Consider the following 20,271-nt stretch of genomic DNA (forward strand, 5'->3'; position numbering starts at 1 on the left):
GTATTTGCATGAATAATTAACAGTGAAAGAGGCCGGAGAAAAATAATGAACAGGCTATTACTGCTTGAGGACGATTTAAGCTTGATTGACGGACTTTCCCGTTTATTTAAACGCCAGGGCTTTGCATTGGACATTGCCCGAACGGTCAGAGAAGCCAATACCCTGTGGACAGAGGGAAAGTACGATTTATTGATACTGGACGTGTCGCTGCCGGACGGTTCCGGGTTTGAGGTATGTCAAAAGGTGCGACAGATATCCAAGGTCCCGATTCTCTTTTTAACCGCATCGGATGAAGAAATGAATATCGTGACAGGGCTCGATATCGGCGGTGACGATTATATAACCAAGCCGTTCAAATTGGGGGTACTCCTGTCGCGAATAAATGCTTTGCTGCGGAGAGCAAAGAACTTTGGAGCAACGGCAGATACCGAGCTCCTGTCCAATGGAATTAAGGTTTTATTGCTCCAAGGACAAGTGTATAAAGACAACCGGCTTCTGGATTTAACAACAGCCGAGTATCGCCTGCTCTGCCTGCTTATGCAAAATCCCAACATTATCTTATCCAAAGAAACTATTCTGGATAAGCTATGGGACGGAGAGGGGAGCTATGTGGATGACAACACACTGGCGGTATATATTCGCAGGCTCAGAATGAAGATTGAACACGATCCAGGCGACCCGCAAATGCTGCTGACCGTCCGGGGAATGGGGTACAAATGGAATGTATTGAATTGAGGTGGCCAAGTGAAGCTTTTTACCAATAAGGATATTAGAAATCTCTTTCTTGCGCTGTCAATCGTCCTGGGCGGCTTGGTCTTTTTATTGCAGCTGTTTGTCTGGCGGGTTTACGGCACAGCAAGCCTTGGTGTCCTGCTTCTGTCTTTGCTTGTAGCATTGGCTGTCCTGGGGTTCTGTTATTTCTATTTTCGCAGGCAAAATCAGATTATGGAAGAAGCGGTATCCCAGATCAATCTATACCTCTCGGGAAATACAGATGTCCGGATAGATTGCGACAGGGAAGGCAGCCTGTACAAGCTGTTTCATGCAGTGAATACACTGGCTACGGCGCTCAATGCCCATGCGGTCAAGGAACAGAACGTCAAAGAGTTTTTGAAAGGGGCGATTTCCGATATTTCACATCAGCTAAAAACCCCGCTTGCCGCGCTCACGATCTATAACGGACTTCTCCAGGATGAAACCGAGGATAGGACCGCTGTCAAGGAACTGGCCGCAAAGTCAGAGAAAGAGCTTGAACGGATTGAAACGCTCGTGCAAAGCCTCTTGAAAATTACCAAGCTGGACGCCGGGGCGATGGTTCTAAATAAAGCCCCTGAACATGTAAAAGAGCTGATACTAGATATCTACCAGCACTTTGAGTTCCGCGCTCATGAGGAGCAGAAAACCATCATCCTGTCCGGGCCGGACGACACGCGGCTGTTTTGTGATAAAGCCTGGATCACAGAAGCCATCAGCAATCTTGTTAAAAATGCGCTCGACCATACCAAGCCTGGAGATCGGATTATGCTGGAGTGGAACAAGCTCCCGACGGTGACGCAAATCACTATAAAGGACAACGGCAGCGGCATTCACCCGGAGGATATCCACCATATTTTCAAGCGGTTTTACCGCAGCCGCTTTTCAAAGGATATACAGGGGATCGGTCTGGGGCTGCCGCTGGCCAAAACCATTTTAGAAGCCCACGACGGCACGATTACCGTGGATAGTGTGTTAGGACAAGGCAGCACCTTTGTTCTGAATTTTCTCAACCTTACTAAATTGTAAGCGGAAATTCATCTGGGAGTAAGATCAGCGCATTATCCTGCCTTTATAGAAAGGTGGGATGGATGTTGAGAACATTATTATTTGAAAGCTATGCAAAGTACGCCCTGCTTCGGGCGGCATATTGGGGAGTCATGGGGATTCTTCTGTTTGCCGTGCCGAGCTTTTTATTTATGGGAATGTTCTATGCCATTATCGGGTATATGCTTGTGGACGGTATCTTGCATGTGGTGAACTTCTATAAAAAGAAGACCGGTTCGCCCCTCCGCTATGTTAGTCTGGTGATTGCTGTTTTGCTGATGGCGGTAGTCATCCACTCAATTGTATTCAGACATTTGCTGATTGAACTAACTCCTGTCTATCTTGGCGGATTGCTGCTGTTGGAGAGTCTCCTTTATGCTGGTATCACCCTGTGTGCACATCCCTATCGGAAAAGGGCACTTCTGGGTGCTCTTTCTGGAATGGTCTTACTGAGTGGCGCGGCTGTCCTCGTCTTTACATTCGGATTTGGCGTGGGCGGTATTTCCGGACTGGCTAAGGTTTCCGGTGCCGCCTTGCTGCTCGTCTGCTTATATGAAGGGACAGCCTATTTCGTCTACCGAAAGAATGCAGAGCAACCGCTCAAATAAGGAGGATAACCAATGAATTTATTAGAGGTCCATGCGGTTAGCAAAACCTATGGTACAGGGGAAGTTGCAGTCAATGCATTACAAAATGTCAGCTTTTCCGTTCCCAAAGGGGAGTTTGTCGCCATCGTTGGTGAGTCGGGCTCCGGGAAAAGCACGCTCTTGAATATGATCGGGGCGTTGGATACGCCTACGTCCGGAAGTGTACGCATAGACGGGAAGGATATCTTTGGCATGAATGACGAAAGACTGACCATTTTTCGCCGCCGCAACATAGGGTTCATTTTTCAGGCATTTAACCTGATTCCTGAGCTTAGCGTTGAACAGAACATTACTTTCCCCCTATTGCTGGATTATAAAAAGCCGGATAAGGCATATGTAGAGGAAATACTTACGGTGCTTTCCCTGCAGGATAGACGTGGACACCTGCCCCGGCAGTTATCCGGCGGTCAGCAGCAGCGTGTGGCGATTGGCCGCGCCCTGATTACCCGACCCATGCTGATCCTTGCGGACGAGCCAACTGGCAATTTGGACAGCCGGAACTCGAGCGAGGTCATTTCGCTTTTGAAGACCGCATCCAAACGTTATCAGCAGACCATCATCATGATTACGCATAATCGCAGCATGGCTTCCACGGCGGATCGTGTCCTGCAAGTATCGGACGGCGTATTCACCGATCTGGGGGGATACGCTCAATGAAAAGCTATCTGGGGCTTGTTTCGGAATCTGCGAAAGCACACAAAAAGAAAAACAGGCTTACGGTCATATGCATTGCGATATCCGTCATGCTGGTCACCGCGATTTTCGGCATGGCTGACATGAGCCTGAGGGCGCAAACAGAGGAAGCCATCCGCCGGTATGGCAACTGGCACGCTATATTTACGAACATATCGGACATCACCGCGAACGCCATAAGCGGCCGGAATGATGTGAATATATCAAGCTGGTTCGGTATGGCCGAAGCCACCACCTATCAGGGAAAGGAATTGGTGGTGCAAAGCAGCAGCCAGGAGCTTGCCGAGCAAATGAACATGGTCGTGACCGAGGGCCATTATCCGGTTGCCGCGCAGGAGGCCTTGCTTGACAGAGAAGGGCTTGAACAGTTCGGCCTGGCCATTGGCGACACGATTGAGATTTCTTTTCTTGATGGGTCAGTGCGCCAATATGCAATCACCGGGACGTTTGGGGACTATTCTACCCTGAAGGGATCAGATGCTCATGGGTTGCAGCTATCAACCGAAGGGATACGCGCGCTTCCAGCCAATTTATATAAGCCATATTATTATGTACAATTCGACGAGAACGTGAACATCAATGGAGCGATCGCAGATATTAAGGCGAAATATCATTTAAGTGATGAGCAGGTGTCCACAAACGTCATGCTGCTGGGGTTAATGGGGCAGTCCAGCGACACGACCATGCAGGAAATATACCTTACGGCGGGAATCCTGTTCATTCTTGTCGCTATGACCGGTACGTTTATGATTGCAAGCAGCTTCAATATGAGCCTGTTGGAGAGGACGCAATTTTTTGGCCTTTTGCGTTGTCTTGGCGCTACGAAAAGACAGGTCAAACGGTATATCCGGCTGGAGGGTTTGCGATATTGTGCGGTAGCCATTCCCGTTGGACTCTTGGCAGGGTGCGGGGTATTATGGGCGGCCATGCTGGTCATAAACCAGCTTAACTCGCCGTATTTGCCTGCAATGCCGACATTTCAGGTAAGCTGGCTTGGGCTTGCAGCGGGAGCGATCCTGGGAGTGCTGGTCGTGATGATCGCTTCCAATTCTCCCGCGAAGCGCGCTGCCAGGGTATCCCCGCAGGCCGCCATCACGGGAAATCTCAAGCAAACGAATCAGCACGCGGTAAATAAAGCGTCCAATACAAGACTGTTCCATGTCGATACAGCCATGGGGATTCGCCATGCTTTTGCCAATAAGAAGAGCATGGTATTAATCGCAGGTTCTTTTGCCATCAGCATCGTACTGTTCCTGTGCTTTACGATCTTGATTACTTTCATGAACCATGCTTTAAATCCCTTAAAGCCTTATGCGCCGGATCTGTCCATTGAGGGAGTACAGGACACTGTGCTGCTCAACCGTTCGCTCAAGCAGCAAATTAGTGCGCTTCCGCATATCAAGAATATATATGGGCGGATGTTTTACACGGACATTCCTGCTCGCGACAAGCAGGGGACCAATAAGGCCACGCTTGTGTCCTATGACGAGCCGCAATTTGCCTGGGCGGAGGATTCGCTTATTTCCGGCAGTATAGAAGACGTCAAAAACGGTGGCGGGGTATTGATTGATTACGGGTATTCCCAGGAATATAACTGGCGGGTTGGCGATACGATTACCCTGCACCTCAACGGAAAAGCGTATGAAGTGCAGGTTGCCGGGATTGTATCGGATGTGCCCCTTGAGTCAGCCCATGGCGAATGGATTATCCTTTGCTCTGAGGACACCTTTACGGCCTTAACCGGGATAGAAGGCTATAAGATTATTGATATACAGGTCGAGCAGGATATTTCTGATCAGGTTAGAAGCCTGATTACGCCGGACTTGAAGCTGCTGGACTTTCAACAGCGGAATAGCGAGGTGCGTACAGGTTATTTTGCCATGGCGGTATTTGTCTACGGATTCCTGCTGGTGATTGCGCTGGTCGCTCTGATCAATATTATCAACACTGTAAACGCAAGTGTCTCCAGTCGTATGGGCAGCTATGGCATGATGCGGGCCGTGGGCATGTCAGGGAAGCAGCTTAAAAAGATGGTAACCGCCGAGGCGGCTGCTTACGCTATTTCCGGCAGTTTGACAGGCGGTATTTTAGGGCTGATTCTGCATCGTTTCTTTTTTGGAATGCTGATTACCGCCAATTGGGGAGAGCTATGGCAGCCTCCACTTGCCGTTCTGATCGTCACCATTTCTGCGGCTATCCTGACGACCTTTATCGCGGTGATTTCACCAACCAGGAAAATCGAGAACATGAGTATTGTGAACGTTGTGAACGCAGAATAGTTCATTTACTTCATGGAGGTGGATTAACGCCCGGGTTAGTTGGCCCCTCATGAATACAAAAAGGCGGCTTTAGATATATGGAAAACCTCCATTTCAAAGCCGCCTATCTGGAAATGCACTCTGTCCATTACCACCGGGATATGCTAGTTTCTGCCACCATAACTCTTGTATGTGGCATACACAGAGTTGGCATACTGATCGGCCAAAATAGGACGACCATAGGAATCAGTAGCTCCCGGATACCAGTTGTCCCCACCGTTATAGCGCAGTAAGCCGTTATAAATGCCGCCGAATCTATTAATCTTCTCTTCCAAAATCAAGGCGCCCATGCATACCTGGTCTTGTTCACTACCATGATTATAGGCACGGCCAAATCTTGAGCTAAACTGCGATAAATAAGCATTACGTGTGTTAGGTTCTACCTGCATCAAGCCATCGCCAGCCGACGGGCTGCCTGGCAAGCCTGCTCCGAAGCTGCTTTCCTTCTTGATTACAGCGCTCAGCAATAACGCAAAATCTCCGCCTTTACCAAACTTATTGTCCACATTCATCACATAGTTCCAGATGTGGCTTGGCACTTCGCCAGGCTTGGTTACCGTAGAAGGTGAACCGGTATAAATCTTAACCGAGGACATTTTATCATTGATCGCATTGCCAACCCAGGAGGAGCTTGCCGTAAAGGTCCATCTGGTTCCTCTAAAATTATCATTCTGATAAACTTCCACCGTCCAGCCACTAGGCACCTTAAGCGAGGACATCCAGTCATTTGGAATTCCCTTCGCATTCAACTGAGACAAAGTATAATTGCCTACTCCCAATGTTACAGCCTTCCCGCCATAGTTGATATCTGCATAGAAGATCGCTCCGTTAGTTGGAGGTTGGGTTGGAGGTGTAGTTCCGCCGCCACTGCTGCCCTTTCGCCATAAAGCAGGGGCACTGGTTGGCTCCCAGCCTACGAGGGAAGTATGTGCCTGAAGACAGGTATACGTGCTCCCACTGTAAGTTACCGTATCATTTACGGCATAAGCCGTATTTGGAGCCCATGCTCCTCTGGCGGCTGCACTGGCCGAAGGTAGAACGGCTCCAAACGTAGATAAAAATACCGCTAAAATCACCAACAGAGAGATGCCTTTAAAAGAAAACCGCTTGCTTTTCATTTTCAAACCTCCTTGTTTTTATTAATCTGCGACACACCCATTAGGCATATCACAGGTTGAAACCGTACTATTTCAATGCATATGAATAAGCACGATAACAAGCATCCAAGGTTCGACAATGCCGACAAGACTCTCATTTCCAACATCTATCTGTGCTAAATCTCTAATTTTTACAAATTTTTAAGTTAAATTTATAATTATAGTAGGTTAAACATATTATTACAATTCAGATGATATAGTAACATGAAAATAATTCCAATAGGACAAAGGTCCTGGATTTTGATCATTGCATTTATCCCACATACTCCACATCTTAATGATGTCACTCATTTATTGCTCGACTACCCCAAAATCATCCACATAAACATATCCTGTACCAGGATTCTTGTAGGCATACACTGTTGCTCTGGCAGCGTCTGGTCCGGTGGTAAAAGGAATGTTTACCCTTGTCCAGGATGTGCTATCAGATGTCGCAAATGCATCCGTTCCTTCAAAGCCACTAACGCCAATCTGAATCTGCTCTCCTTGATCTGCCTTAACCCAGGCGGTACATATATAGCTGGTATTAGGACTTAGCCCCGTAAGTACCTGCTCGATACCATCTTCTCCGGTTCCCAGTCTTACACTCTTGGAGCCGCTTCTTGGCTCCGATACACTTGCAGCATTCTCTGAATATGTTGCTGTCCATGGTGAGACTATTCCTTTTTCAAAATCAGATTGCCTTACGTTATTAACATAAGATAAGCTGATACTCTCAAAAGCCGGGTCCGGAGGTGAAGAAAAATCATGCCCAGCAGTCCAGTCAGTTCCACCAAGCTCATATGCTCCAATATCCGGTGCCGCACCAACATAATCATCCGTGATTCCATGTATTACAGCCCCTGCATCAATAGCTGGAGAACTGGACTTCAGCCTGAAATCATTTGCTGTGGGATTTGCAAATAACGGATTGGTCTCTGAGGTAATATTATTGCCCTCCGTATGAGTACCAGGCAGTGTGAAGGCTGTAGTAAAGATATTGTTGAAAATTCTGTCGCCGTACATATCTGACTGAAAGTTACTTCCCCAATATCCTACATTTCCGTTACTGTAGGTGGTATTGTTATAAATCAGGTTAAAATTGCTGGGTGTATTCAATCTTATCGCTGAATAGTTCCCCCAAACAACATTATGATGCACAATATAGCCCTTGCTGCCGTTATCCAAATAGATACCAGTACCAGAATAATTCTTTGCAAGATTATCATGGATGTAATTATGGTGGATTTCCGTCCCTTGCCCATCCCAGGCAAAATCATAGAGTGTTCCCAAGTCTCTTGTCAGCTTTCCTGCATTGTACAGATCATTATATTGGATCTTGCTATTTTGGGTAGGCATAAATATCAGATGACGTCCGGCGTTATATACCGTATTATGGCTGATTAAATGGTTGGCCCCGAGTAGATAGATTGCTGGAATGTCCGCTGCCGAATAATTTGCTTCATGAATAAGATTATTAATTACCTTGTTTCCTGTTCCCTGTATACTCACCAGATTACCTGAACTGTAGGTCAAAGTACTGTCTCTAAGCTCATTATTGGTACCGGACATAAATATTCCTGTACTGTATTGGCGGGTAACATCCGAATCATGACTGACATACTCCGCCATCATATTAGACACTTTACAGTAATTAGAATTAGACATTTTAATGCTGGAGGCAAAGATATTAATTCCGGTAATATTTATGTAAGAGCGAGAACTTAAATCAAATGCATAAGTCCGCTTCTTGGCTTCTACGGTCAAAGTATTCGGATCAGCTCCACCAGGTGCCCATAAATAAAGCCTGCTAGTATTGCTGTCATAATACCATTCTCCCGCACTATCAAGATCTTCAAGATTACCAGTAATATAATAGCTGTTACCGCCTGTCGCTGCAGTAGCCATTTTATCAAAGGTAATAGAGCCATTACTTGAGCTGGTAATAGTACTTTTATAAGATTTGTAGCCTGTACCCGGAACACTCCATACCATTTTCCCAACCCAGTACCCTGGTGCTTGAGTTAAGTCCCCATCCTTGATAGTTGTAGTGGAGCCGGAATCAACTGTTGCCAATGTTGAATTTAAGGGATCAAGTATGGGTGAATTGGGCCATCTGGCTTCAAATTGCATCTGCTGATCAACAAATATCTGATCTTTTGTCCCAAGGGAATCCGTCATTTCCGCATAATAGATGGACCCGGAGTAATTGTTCCAGCCAGTAACCGGGTCGGCACCGGACACCGTTACGGTCTCTCCTGTATAAGCCTTAAAGTTTATGGGATTTGCAGAGGTTCCAGAAGTACGAAGTGTTACCGTTTCCCGGTATGTACCACCTCGTATAATGCAAGTATCTCCGGCCTTCATAGTATCTGCTGCCTTTTGTATGGTTTTCCATGGATTTGATAGTGTACCGGTTCCGGTGATGTCGTCTCCCGTTGTAGAAACATAATATACGGAATTTGCCCTTGCAATGTTCCCATCCAGATTAAAAATGAATACATAAACCATCATAATTACCACTAAAAATTTAATGCCTACCCTCTTACTCATAGCTTGCCTCCTGTAATGAATTCTATGTTTAGATACGGCTCCTGCGCCTGGGCTTAAATTACTGCTAGGTATGTTCTAATATAGAAATTTATGTATATCAGCCCTGATTATTTTATCGACTTATACCAGCTTAAAGTTTATGTTTCTATCGGAAAAATTTTCCTTCGATGAACAATCCAGCCATTTTATTAGTAACCTCTTCTTTGTTGAGTAGAAGGATAGTGGAATCGAGCTGTAATAGGGGGCGTACTAAACTGTAATCAGAGACTTGAACTATTTATATAATGAGCTGAGGGCATGAGTTGATTCTCATGTCTGTTTTACCGTGGATTTATTAAGCGATATTTATCAATCACTAGGGGAGATTATAAGCATAACGTGAACCTGCACCCAATTTGGTGAACAGGCTGCAAACTAACAGCTGTCAAAGACGCCGTACTGGATGGGCACAGGGTCTTGGCAGCTGATTTGAATTTCATATATAGTAACATGGACTTGCAGCCGTAGCTGCAAGCACATTATAAGCCCGCAGGGAGGGGCAGGTAATCTATTTGAACTTCATCGGCGGATTCAAAGAACGCTTGACGCCAAGCTTCATATTCTGCATTATCAAAAATATCTAGTTGATTTTCATAGGATGCATCCATCAGATAATAAACCACACCATCTCCATCCACATCTATATTGTCTGGGAAGGCTGTTTCATCAAGAGATTTCTGCCATGCATCTACGTTTGCGATAAAAATATATTGATTTTTTTCTGAATCAAATTGGAATAAACTATATGGCCAGAAATCATCTATATTTGATTTGCCCTGGTTATGCGATGCATCTATTGTGACCATACCATTGTCATAAAAGGAAGCTGCTGGAGAGCCCTTTAATTCAGAAATCATACGAGCTGTATCGCTTTGATACTCGTATACATCTAATCGCATACCTGCAGTGTAAATTGAATTATAATTAATAATCAACTCATCTTTTCCATCATTATCAATATCTATAATTGCATACTTGTTATCCTCCATTGGATAGGTTTCATCAAAGGGAGCCTCTGTACCATCCGGAAAAATATAATTTTGCACCAAATTCTGTATAGCTGCTGCATATGCTTGATTCCTTTTATTCGAGCCAGGATCTGAACCATCTGATAGTCTATGTTCCGCGATATAATCACAGATATGATCGATTGTATACTGGTCCTCACTTAATTTTGAATACAATTCATCCGACAAGTCCTTTGCAAGCACAAACTCTTTATTACCTGCCATGTAAATTCTTGCATAAGCTCTTGGAATCGCCCCTTCCGGTCCTGCACCACTATAATACGTACAAATGGCGATGACATCTTTTCTCCCATCTTTATTAACATCTCTAAACCCAATTGCCTGAACGTTATCAAGCAATCCTTTATCAGCTTCTTCGGTTGGAAGCTCATACAGAACATCCCCATTTTTTTCTATGTAAAATGCTAGATCTCTTGTTCTGCCTTCGCCATAATATCCAGAAACAAAGTTCACTTTTCCCCATTCATTCAATTCAACCTGAAATGACTGCTCCGAAATAATTGTAAAATCATTTCGCAATTCATCCTTATTTGCCCGATCAATATCCTGCTGCTCCCTTATAAATACATAGGCTCCGCTGATGCCATAGCCGGATGCATTTTTATCTGACATATGATAATCAGATACTTCAACGTTAATTGAATCCTTTGAAAATTGAAACTGCAAGGTTCCACTATTTCCAAAGCCATCATCTGTAAAATGGTAGGATAGTTTATTATCCGTAATCTCGCCTGTTATGTTAGCAATACGTGCAAATCGTTGTGTAGATGCCTGCTGCGTAAAAATGGAGCCTTTGAACACATTCTTCTCTTCTATAGAACCATTCAGTTCGGCTCCTCCCAATGTAACAATTTCCTCATGTGATAATCCATCCACTGACCAGTAGCCATTATAAATACTGTAATCAGCTTCTGTTTCTTCCGGAATACAACCGGTTAATGACAATATTATTAGTAGTAAAAAAAATATTATTTGAATTTTCTTTTTCATTTTCATCCTCCAGTTGTAATTCACTTTCTGCATTGCTCCACAAAATCATCACTACCACATGTGTATAGCAAAATAGAACCAACAACAGAACTACAACTTCGGATTATAAATGTTAATTTTGGTTGTGGCTCCACTATCAAATGAGTTTAGCAGCTCAGGGTAGGACAAGAGCATTTCCTCTTTATCCTCATACAAAATAGGACTTATATTTATCAAAAAAACGGTAAAAAAACTGTACATTCTCTAATTGAAACCATTCAGCTGTCTGAAGAGGGCTGACATCTAAATTATAAATTTTTGCATTTAATGTACCTAAAACAAAGGGTGAGTGAGTAGCAATGATAAATTGATTATCAAAATATCTCGCCATCTCATTAATTTGCTCAGCCAATTTGATCTGATTGGCAGGGGAAAGTGATGTTTCTGGTTCATCTAATAAATATAAATTCCCAGGCAGCAAATACTCCTCAAAAAACTGCATAGAAGTCTCCCCATTAGAATATTTCTCCTGTGAGAAACGAATGTTTTCTAATTTCCTTTTAAAATCATACGATGCTTCATATGTTTCTATTTGTTCTTTGCTCAATCCCTTACTAGCCTTTTCGTATAATAACCCCTCGCGCAGCACAGCGGATTGTTGTATCTTTTTTATTTCATACAATATATCTTCGGATTTCATATATCGGCTTTCTTTAGGAATTCGCCTTATTTCCTGCTCTTTTTCATCATTTCCAAGCTGATAGCTACTCAAATCTAAAAACCGCTGCACATAGCTGTTGGTTCCATAGCTTACCATCTTCTCAGCCCCAGTGATCTCCAGCTTATTAGCTATTATATTGAGCAGACTGGATTTACCACTACCGTTGTTACCATATAGAACCGTAATTCGATCAAATAAAAACACTTCTCCTGCCAAATGCTTAAATACATAGTCAGGATAAATATTAGGATTGGAACTCGTATGGTTAGAAATCTGAAAGCTTCTTAAATAAATCATTACCGCGCTCCTTTTCATGTCTTGTGCACATAAAACTATCTTACCAGAAAAAAAGACATGCGTTCTTAGAGTTGCGGGGATTTTCATATTCCTTATGCTATCCCTGGATTGAATGCATTAACTCGTAGAAATATCATACTAAACAGCAGTGGGGATTGAATAAAACGGTGCAGCAGGCTATACCCGCCATTGTGCCCGGTGTCCGATATAATCGGAACGCCACTGGCACACAGCGCATCCATATACCGATAAACGGTTCTTATATGGATCTCTAACTTTTCCGATATCTGCTTTGCGGTCCACTTCTGCCCCGAATTCAGCATCCACAGAATGGCTAGCATATGATCATTTTTTGACATAACCTAATCCTCACTTTTGAATACCACTATACTTAACTTTCAACTAGCACTTTAAGTAATTTGCATTTCATATAACAAAGAGCGCAGCCTACCTATTTAGGCTCGCTCCTCCATCAATACTACGCACTCCACATGGGATGAATGCTGACGGTAGAAAATAATAAATATGATGTGGCTGATATTAAACTGTACCAACTAATACGTAAAACGATCCACCAAACTTATGCAAGGTGGATCGTTCTACTATGACTCACAACAGCCCTGTTTTAATCATGTCCTGAAAATTTGTACTTAATAGCACGCCTGTTTTATTGACTCTATGTTATATACACTTCACATTAAAATATTCCTTGTAAGCTTCTTTGATCGTAAGTTTTCTTCCCCACCAAGACTAAAAAGTCAAAAGTGATTTCCAATTTATTCTTACCCAGAACTTGTTGTATAAGTTCTTCCGATGCTCCCCAAGACAAGGGGGTCATATGAACCAACTGCTCCATGTACTTATTTTCCATTGTTACACCGTACTGAACACGCTGGATGTCAACAAGATCAAAATTACGATTGAAAAGCTCTAATGTATTTTCATTTGAATATACAGTTCTATCTGTTTGATTGTAAAATATCCCTCTTAATTCTTGAAGATACTTACTTTCGGGGATAACTTTTATAACCATTCCATCATCCGTAAGCATTCTATGGAACTCAGAATAGTTGGATGGCGATAATATATTCAATATGAAATTGAATTGTTTATCAATGAATGGACACTTTGCAAGATCCGCTACGCACCAGATTGTTTTGGAAGGACTCCTTGAAGCAATATTGATTCCCTCTTTAGAAATATCAACACCTATTCCCAACATGTTACATTGCGATTGTTCAATTATCCTATGCTGTATATTGGACAAATGTGAACCTTCACCGCATCCAGCATCTAATATTTTTATGAATTTACTCGCTAGTTTCAACTCTTCTAACATATTGTCGCAAATCTGAGCAATCAACGGGTCAAAAAAGCCACTTTGGCTAAACATTTTTCGAGATTCAAACAGTTTTTTATCGTATTTTGTTTTAAGGGGATGGGACAATAAGTTAACATATCCTTGCTTAGATATATCAAAGCAATGATGATTGGAACAAATTAAACTCCTTAAATTTACTACCTCAACTGGATTTGAACATATTGGGCATCTAAAAATGTTTTCATACTCTGAGAGAAGACGTGCGTTTGTAATTTTTCGATTGTTTTCGGACAAATTAAAAACACCTCATTCATTCATTTTAGTAAATGAAAAAGGTACAGTTAAATAAACCCAAGTCATAGTTTTAAAAAATGACGTGAGTATAAATAGCCTGTACCTTCCATTAACGTAAACGAATGAATTTGATAATCAAGAAAAGCATCTCCTCATAACAGCTTAAAACTATGCATGAAATATCTATTCCATGTTTTGCAAAACCTTTTGCCATCTTATCAAATAAACTGGGCTTTAGCAACGATGCGATATTTACAATATCAGATATGCACCAAATTTCAATTGACAAACAAATGTATTGTTGTTACAATTTTTGTATATCAATTCGATATATAAATAAACGTTATGGGGATGCTTATGTTAGAGTATATAATTTTAGGGATGCTTATGCAAAAAGAAATGAGCGGATATGATTTGAAACAATGGATGTCAGAGTGTACCTCTTACTTTTTTGATGCAAGCTTCGGTAGCATATACCCTGCTCTGAAGAGAATGGAGCAAAAAGGTTATATTATTTATCGGGAATCAGTAGAGGACGGTAAATTCAAAAAACTGTATTCTATTTCCGATCTGGGAAAAGAATATTTTCTTCACTGGCTTGAGCAGCCTATTGAGTTCGTAAAAGCAAACCATAATTATTTGGTAAATATTTATTTTTATAAGTACTTATCTACTGAAGTGGCAATTAAAAATCTGAAAGAATTTGTTAAAGTTTTAGAACAACATTTGAATCAACTGAATGGGCAAAAAGAATACGCGGAAAATAATTATAATATAAAACATAATTTTGCGTATTCTACTGTTACTTGTGGCGTTCATTATTTTCAAGCAATAATTATTTGGTGCAATGAATTGATTATTCAATTAGAGGAATAGTTGAGTGTATGTTTCTTAATGTTCATAGTATCGAATCGATATATATAACAATGATATAATTTAAGGAGAATCAAGATGAAAATTTTAACCATTTTAGGAAGTCCCCAAAAAGCAGGAAAAACAGCAACGGTATTGAAATTTGTTGAAGAAAAGATCATAGCAAAGGGGGATGAGATCATTCGGGTAAATGCTGCAGAAAAACAAATCAGTGGTTGCCGTGGTTGCTATGCCTGTATGCAGGTACAAGATTCACCAGGTTGTGTTCTTCAAGACGATATGTATGATGTTTATTCAAAAATGATTTCAGCCGACGCAATCATAATAGCTTCTCCTATATATTGTTATGAATTAACTTCACAAATCAAGCCTTTGTTAGATAGAAGTTTTGCACTTATGTACACACCGTTACTTGATGAAAAAACCGTTGCAGGTCTAATTACCTGTATGGGTGAAGAAAATGGCAATGCCGATCTCGTAACACAAGCTTTTCATAGAATGTTCGACGCCTCACAAAAAAGTATATTCCAAACAAAATTAGCAGGAACATATGTTGTTTCAAACAGCCGTGCAGAAGACTTTGAAAGTAGGGCAAAAACTGTAGCAGGCAAACTTGCTGATGATATTTTGTCTACGCTCCAAAACAGGAGCATTACACTATGAAAATATATATACACGATTTATCTGAACAGGACTTTAAAGATATTGTTCAAGTACAAAATTGCGATACGGTTATTTCATCAAAAGACAAAGTCCAGAGTTGTTTAGGGTGTTATGGTTGTTGGCTGAAAACACCAACAAAATGTGTGATAGGTGATAAATATAGTGAGTTAGGGAATATGCTTACTTGCTGTGATGACATCATTATTATTAGCCGCTGTTATTACGGTGGTTTTAGCCCTTTTGTAAAAAGCATCGTTGATAGAAGTCTATCCTACTTACTGCCTTATCTTGAAATGCGTGATGGAGTTAGCCGTCATAAAATGCGATACAAAAAAAGAATAAATGTAATCCAGATATATTTTTATGGCGAGGACATAACACAGGAAGAAAAAGAAACTGCGGAACAAATTCTATTAAACAATAGCCATCAATTTAACACAAAAAATAAGCCGATTGCAAAGTTCTGTACATCGATAAGTGAATTGAAAGGATTGAAATTATGAGACTCTCGTTCGTTAATGCAAGCCCTAAGCCTAATGGGGGCACATCAGGGCTGCTCTTACAATATTTGAAAACCAAGCTGTCGTCAAATGCTCAAATTGAGGAATTCCATATTAGCAGTCAGGAACTTTCTACTGAGAAAATCGAAAAAATTTTAGACGTTGATGCGGTCATTTTTGCATTGCCAATATACATGGATTCTTTACCGTCCCACTTCTTATATTCATTATCTCAGATCCAAAACTATGCAAGAGGCAAGTCCATCAAAAAACCTGTTATCTATACAATTGTCAACGGCGGGTTTTACGAGGGTGAACATTCAAAGATTGCAATTGACATGATGAAGCATTGGTGTAAAAAAACGGGACTTACATGGGGCCAGGCTCTTGGAAGCGGTGCCGGCGATATGTATGGCTCCCTTTCAAAACTGCCAATAGGAAAAGGGCCAAGTATAAATTTAGGGAAAGCCCTTGATGAAATTGCAAAAACAATCAGTGGCTTGAATAGCGGTAATAATATAATAGTATCTCCCAATATACCATGTTTTGCTTGGAAAATGGGAGCCTTAATTTTAGTGTGGAATAAACGAGCCAAAGCAAATGGTTTATCTAAAAAGGATTTATGTTATAAGGGAGACGTGAATTAGTATGAAAAAGGTAATATCGCATACAACAGCTTAAAGAAAAAATATACATCCAAGCGTATCATGGAAGTGATACTATGGATTTGCTGATAGTCAGAAACATTCAAAGAGTCTTCTTATGCTTTCCCCCTAATGTCTTCAAAAATAAACTTTCTAAATTCCGCTTGAGAGATACGAATAGAACCACCGATTTTGACAGCATTGATAGTGCCATGACTAACCGGTACACGATGTTGTAAGAAAGACCCAATATCTCTTTGGCTTCTTTAATAGAAGACATCTTTTCCAAACTCTTTCACCTGCCTTAGTTCATTTGATATCAATTGGGGGTTTCTTTGTGCGTACAAATGATATTCGCTAAAACTTCAGGCGGGTATGACAAACCTTAACTTCGGCTCAGAAGCAATAATTACGGAAGTAAGGCTCACTATCCTGATGAATGTTTATTTGTTACTTGCTTATTGTCACTCCAAATAATCAGTAGGCTATTTCGTCGTTCAACTGGTGGTTGAATATTAAAAAAAATCAAATATGAAGTTATTGTTCATTTCCAGCAGTTCCAATAAAATTGGTTTACATGAAGGAGTGAGAGATATGAAGGAGAAATTAGCAAGAAATATAAGCATATACCGCAAAGAGAAGGGACTTACACAAGAAGAACTTGCTCAAATACTGGGGCTTTCTTTTCAAGCAATATCCAAGTGGGAAAATGCTCAGACAATGCCTGATATCTCGCTATTACCTACGTTATCAAGAACCTTAGAAGTAAGCATCGATAAACTTCTTGGGTATGTAGCGCAAGACAAACGGATTACTATTTATGAAGAAGAATATAAAACACAAGAGTATTACTGGGGTACTGAGCCTAATAGTGCATGTTATCAAGTCCTACAATTTATGCCGCCAACAAAACACTTAAAATTACTAGATGTCGGATGTGGCGAAGGGAAAGACGCAGTATTCTTTGCACGAAATGGATATGATGTTAGCGCATTTGATGTTTCGGACGCAGGTATTGAGAAAACAAGAAGTCTTGCTGAAAAAATTGGGGTTCATGTTAATGCCTTTAAGGCAGATATTTTAGATTATCGTTTAGATACTCATTATGACATTATCTTTTCTAGTGGGGTGCTGCACTACATAAAACCAGAATATCGTAAAGACATATTCGATAATTATAAGAAGTTTACAAATGAAAACGGCATGCATGTCTTTAATGTGTTTGTAAATAAACCGTTTATTGCTCCCCCACCTGAAAAAGAACCAAATGCCTTTAAGTGGTACTCTGGTGAATTACTCACACACTATCACGACTGGCTAATTAAGGATAGTTCAGAAATTGTTTTTGACTGCAATTCATCAGGTATTCCTCACAAACATGCCATGACTAAAGTGATTGCACAAAAGATAACCTCGTTAGGCTAAAGTTACTACATACTATATTAAGTCAACAACAAAGAGGGGTTCGCTACACCTCTTTGTTATTTCCGCCAATACATCTCCGATTTAATTGTCCTTTCGCACCAACAGTGAGCAACATTCCACATGTGAGGAGTAAACAGAGTCAACACACGCATTATTCCAAAATAACGGGATACCTAAACCACGTTGTCATGTTTATAACCGTATCGGGATCGAGTGACCCACAAGAATTATTTCTTTAGATTTCTTGCTCCCGGAACAAATTCATCCCGACACCATTTAATAAAATTACCTGTGTGAAGAAGGTATGTCTTAGCAGTATTTTCGGCAATCAAGCCACTGCTCAATTTATCGGACACTTCCTTTTCATACTCTTCAAATAATAGTTCCAGTCGCTTCATAACATCCACCGATGCTTTCATAACTTCGCCTCCATATCACTTTTCTCAATTCTCCGTAATACATATGAAGCTAACGTAAATAAATCGATGGCATCCTCTTCTGACATGTTCCATTCGACTTTTGCCGCATGAGCCGTGGGATTTCTAAATGTTCCAAACAACCCCTTGGTAAGGCTAACGAAACCTTTCTGCTCACTGATCTCTGACTCCGTCCGATATGCATTGATTATTAGCCGCGGACTGTCTCCAGCAAAAGCTTCATCTACAAGCTTTGCTCCGTCGCTTGTTAAACCTGTTTTCATCCTAATCATCGATGCAATACTCTTGGTTGCTTCAAGAACTGCGTGGAAGTAATTATTCTGGAGAAGCTCCTTTTTACAAAAATTAAGTAAGTGAGGATGTAGCTTTCGAGACGAAATCCTTTCAGTCAACTTAGACGCTCTCATTTCTGCCTCAGACAATGTTTTTGCCGACTGTACTGAATGAAATTTACCATCTTCATTAAACTCTAGACCATGAAACAGAAGAATGGCGTTAATTTTTTCAAGCAAATCATGATAAAAATCCAACTTACCTACAAACCTACTCGGTGCCAAAGACTTGCTAATGAACGATAATACGCAATTGCCCGACTGAGTTTGGTTTTGACGATTAGCAAGGGCATTATATAGTCGTTTCCACTTTGTCATCATAGGATCTACATCTCCGAACTTCAGTACATTCAGAAAATGTCCGATTTCTGAGCCTGTTAGTCCGTCATTTGTATCCGCAATTATTCGACAGAGCGTTTCTAACTCACCCTCATTAAATGGTCGTCTATTTTGATTTGCCATACTTCTCACCCAACTGGCTTTTTCTAACTTCAAGCTCGCGCTTTCGCTCCTCTAGGACTTCTTCGACAGTCATATCCTTATTTACAAGCGAAAAGCCTTTTTGTTGCTTACGTCTTCTAGTTTCATTGATATCGAACAACTTAAACTCCCGTTTTTGTTCAGGGTACAGTACATAGGCAACATGATCTGCAGTCGCCGCTAACCCCATCATATTAAGCTTATTTTGAGTAAACAAGTGATCTGGAATTCCTCTGGTAAATATCTTTTCAAGTTATCACTCATTAGCATCACACCTCCAACTTGATATATGTCGCCTAAACCTTCTTGCGGGCTAAACCACTCTGCTTTTTCACGATTTCCTTAATACCCGATTTCATCTCATCAGCATTTCGCTTCTTACCCTTATCCGATCTTGGTTTCTGTTTCATCAGCGGCGCAAACCGTGCATACTCAGGCTTTATCTGCCAACCATTTTCTCCTTTTTCGTCAATGTCAATCATGGATGATTTGATACTACTTCCACCCCGTGTATGATATTGCACAAATGGAGTAGGGAGTACAAACTTTTTGACTCTCCTGTCGCCTACATCCTCGACTACTGACTTTAATCCCCAAGTGCCATCGGTATATTGCTCCATTGCATCTATCCATTTAAACTCAATTTTCATTCCCCAATCATCGTCAGTGTCATCTCTCCTGAAGACCCCTGAATACTCATCTCTTATCATCAGAAACAGAAACTCATACATTGATAAACAAAAGTACTCTCCAGCCTTTACGCTTCTGGTGCTGACATCACCTTTTGGATCAATATAGGTTGGCTGTTCATCAGACTTTTTTACTCTCATTAATTCGTTGACTAGATTCATATCGATTACTGGAACTTCAATATCAATATCAGAGATTAGCTCAACCCCAACAGCTTTTGAAGCATCAGTATATCTATCAAGATTAGGATTGTCGCTATTAAGGTCATAGCCCTTCTTAGGTCTTAAAGTCCTTTTTGAAGCAAGTCCAAGTAAACGTACAAAATGCAAAGTGCCCGACAAGCTACCAAGTTTTTTACGCTCATCTGCAGTTAAACCACTATAGATTTGGTCTGCAATTACATTTATCGCT

General features: G+C 41.3%; 19 protein-coding genes and 1 pseudogene. 10 read left to right on the forward strand and 10 right to left on the reverse strand.

Annotated features, from left to right (window positions below; translation table 11 throughout):
• Nucleotides 1–45 precede the first annotated feature (45 nt).
• From C557_RS0107455 to C557_RS0107475, 5 genes are all read left to right on the forward strand, one after another.
• Nucleotides 46–735, forward strand: a complete 690-nt coding sequence (locus C557_RS0107455) for a response regulator transcription factor (RefSeq protein WP_018751221.1) — start codon at nucleotides 46–48, stop codon at nucleotides 733–735.
• 9 nt (nucleotides 736–744) lie between these two features.
• Nucleotides 745–1,782 carry a sensor histidine kinase gene (locus C557_RS0107460; RefSeq protein ID WP_018751222.1) on the forward strand — a complete coding sequence of 346 codons (1,038 nt, stop codon included), beginning with the start codon at nucleotides 745–747 and terminating at the stop codon, nucleotides 1,780–1,782.
• Between the two features lie 62 nt (nucleotides 1,783–1,844).
• Complete coding sequence (locus tag C557_RS23165; RefSeq protein WP_018751223.1) at nucleotides 1,845–2,408, forward strand: hypothetical protein; 564 nt, start codon at nucleotides 1,845–1,847, stop codon at nucleotides 2,406–2,408.
• A gap of 12 nt (nucleotides 2,409–2,420) precedes the next feature.
• A complete protein-coding gene (locus C557_RS0107470; protein WP_018751224.1) occupies nucleotides 2,421–3,104 on the forward strand; it encodes an ABC transporter ATP-binding protein in 684 nt (227 codons plus the stop codon).
• Nucleotides 3,101–5,419 (forward strand): FtsX-like permease family protein, encoded by a 2,319-nt coding sequence (locus C557_RS0107475; RefSeq protein ID WP_018751225.1) that lies wholly within the window; start codon nucleotides 3,101–3,103, stop codon nucleotides 5,417–5,419. Before C557_RS0107470 ends, C557_RS0107475 begins: the two co-directional genes overlap by 4 nt.
• 143 nt (nucleotides 5,420–5,562) lie before the next feature.
• Here the strand turns inward: C557_RS0107475 and C557_RS0107480 are convergent, their stop codons facing one another.
• The 6 genes and pseudogenes from C557_RS0107480 to C557_RS0107505 form a co-directional block, all read right to left on the reverse strand.
• Nucleotides 5,563–6,576: a carbohydrate-binding protein gene (locus tag C557_RS0107480; RefSeq protein ID WP_018751226.1), complete on the reverse strand. Its 1,014-nt coding sequence runs from the start codon at nucleotides 6,574–6,576 to the stop codon at nucleotides 5,563–5,565.
• Between the two features lie 330 nt (nucleotides 6,577–6,906).
• Complete coding sequence (locus C557_RS0107485) at nucleotides 6,907–9,147, reverse strand: right-handed parallel beta-helix repeat-containing protein (protein ID WP_018751227.1); 2,241 nt, start codon at nucleotides 9,145–9,147, stop codon at nucleotides 6,907–6,909.
• Nucleotides 9,148–9,665: 518 nt separating this feature from the next.
• Nucleotides 9,666–11,204, reverse strand: coding sequence for a hypothetical protein (locus tag C557_RS0107490; RefSeq protein ID WP_018751228.1), 1,539 nt, complete (start codon nucleotides 11,202–11,204; stop codon nucleotides 9,666–9,668).
• A 187-nt stretch (nucleotides 11,205–11,391) separates the two neighbouring features.
• Nucleotides 11,392–12,201, reverse strand: coding sequence for an AAA family ATPase (locus C557_RS0107495; protein ID WP_018751229.1), 810 nt, complete (start codon nucleotides 12,199–12,201; stop codon nucleotides 11,392–11,394).
• A 134-nt stretch (nucleotides 12,202–12,335) separates the two neighbouring features.
• Nucleotides 12,336–12,560 (reverse strand): annotated as a pseudogene (locus tag C557_RS0107500) (helix-turn-helix transcriptional regulator); the annotation flags it as partial.
• A 338-nt stretch (nucleotides 12,561–12,898) separates the two neighbouring features.
• The gene (locus tag C557_RS0107505) at nucleotides 12,899–13,816 is read right to left on the reverse strand and encodes a putative RNA methyltransferase (RefSeq protein WP_083930095.1); all 918 of its coding nucleotides are present in this window, start codon (nucleotides 13,814–13,816) and stop codon (nucleotides 12,899–12,901) included.
• 357 nt (nucleotides 13,817–14,173) lie between these two features.
• On the opposite strand from C557_RS0107505, the gene C557_RS0107510 reads away from it, so the two are divergent.
• The 5 genes from C557_RS0107510 to C557_RS0107535 all read left to right on the forward strand — a co-directional run bounded on the left by C557_RS0107510 (nucleotide 14,174) and on the right by C557_RS0107535 (nucleotide 17,921).
• Nucleotides 14,174–14,692: a helix-turn-helix transcriptional regulator gene (locus C557_RS0107510; RefSeq protein ID WP_018751232.1), complete on the forward strand. Its 519-nt coding sequence runs from the start codon at nucleotides 14,174–14,176 to the stop codon at nucleotides 14,690–14,692.
• A 75-nt stretch (nucleotides 14,693–14,767) separates the two neighbouring features.
• The gene (locus tag C557_RS0107515; protein WP_018751233.1) at nucleotides 14,768–15,352 is read left to right on the forward strand and encodes a flavodoxin family protein; all 585 of its coding nucleotides are present in this window, start codon (nucleotides 14,768–14,770) and stop codon (nucleotides 15,350–15,352) included.
• Nucleotides 15,349–15,855, forward strand: a complete 507-nt coding sequence (locus tag C557_RS0107520) for a flavodoxin family protein (RefSeq protein WP_018751234.1) — start codon at nucleotides 15,349–15,351, stop codon at nucleotides 15,853–15,855. Before C557_RS0107515 ends, C557_RS0107520 begins: the two co-directional genes overlap by 4 nt.
• Nucleotides 15,852–16,499, forward strand: coding sequence for a flavodoxin family protein (locus C557_RS0107525; RefSeq protein ID WP_018751235.1), 648 nt, complete (start codon nucleotides 15,852–15,854; stop codon nucleotides 16,497–16,499). The genes C557_RS0107520 and C557_RS0107525 overlap by 4 nt, the downstream gene beginning before the upstream one ends.
• Nucleotides 16,500–17,090: 591 nt before the next feature.
• Entirely contained in the window at nucleotides 17,091–17,921 is an 831-nt protein-coding gene (locus tag C557_RS0107535; protein ID WP_018751237.1) for a helix-turn-helix domain-containing protein, read from the forward strand.
• Between the two features lie 227 nt (nucleotides 17,922–18,148).
• Here the strand turns inward: C557_RS0107535 and C557_RS0107540 are convergent, their stop codons facing one another.
• The 4 genes from C557_RS0107540 to C557_RS0107555 form a co-directional block, all read right to left on the reverse strand.
• Nucleotides 18,149–18,340, reverse strand: a complete 192-nt coding sequence (locus C557_RS0107540; RefSeq protein WP_018751238.1) for a hypothetical protein — start codon at nucleotides 18,338–18,340, stop codon at nucleotides 18,149–18,151.
• On the reverse strand, nucleotides 18,337–19,185 hold the full coding sequence (locus C557_RS0107545; protein WP_205621597.1) for a TIGR02391 family protein: 849 nt from the start codon (nucleotides 19,183–19,185) through the stop codon (nucleotides 18,337–18,339). The genes C557_RS0107540 and C557_RS0107545 overlap by 4 nt, the downstream gene beginning before the upstream one ends.
• On the reverse strand, nucleotides 19,136–19,387 hold the full coding sequence (locus tag C557_RS0107550; protein WP_018751240.1) for a hypothetical protein: 252 nt from the start codon (nucleotides 19,385–19,387) through the stop codon (nucleotides 19,136–19,138). The genes C557_RS0107545 and C557_RS0107550 overlap by 50 nt, the downstream gene beginning before the upstream one ends.
• Before the next feature lie 79 nt (nucleotides 19,388–19,466).
• Nucleotides 19,467–20,201 (reverse strand): hypothetical protein, encoded by a 735-nt coding sequence (locus tag C557_RS0107555; protein WP_169338210.1) that lies wholly within the window; start codon nucleotides 20,199–20,201, stop codon nucleotides 19,467–19,469.
• Nucleotides 20,202–20,271 lie beyond the last annotated feature (70 nt).

This window comes from Paenibacillus sanguinis 2301083 = DSM 16941 (assembly GCF_000374825.1).
GTDB lineage: Bacteria > Bacillota > Bacilli > Paenibacillales > Paenibacillaceae > Fontibacillus > Fontibacillus sanguinis.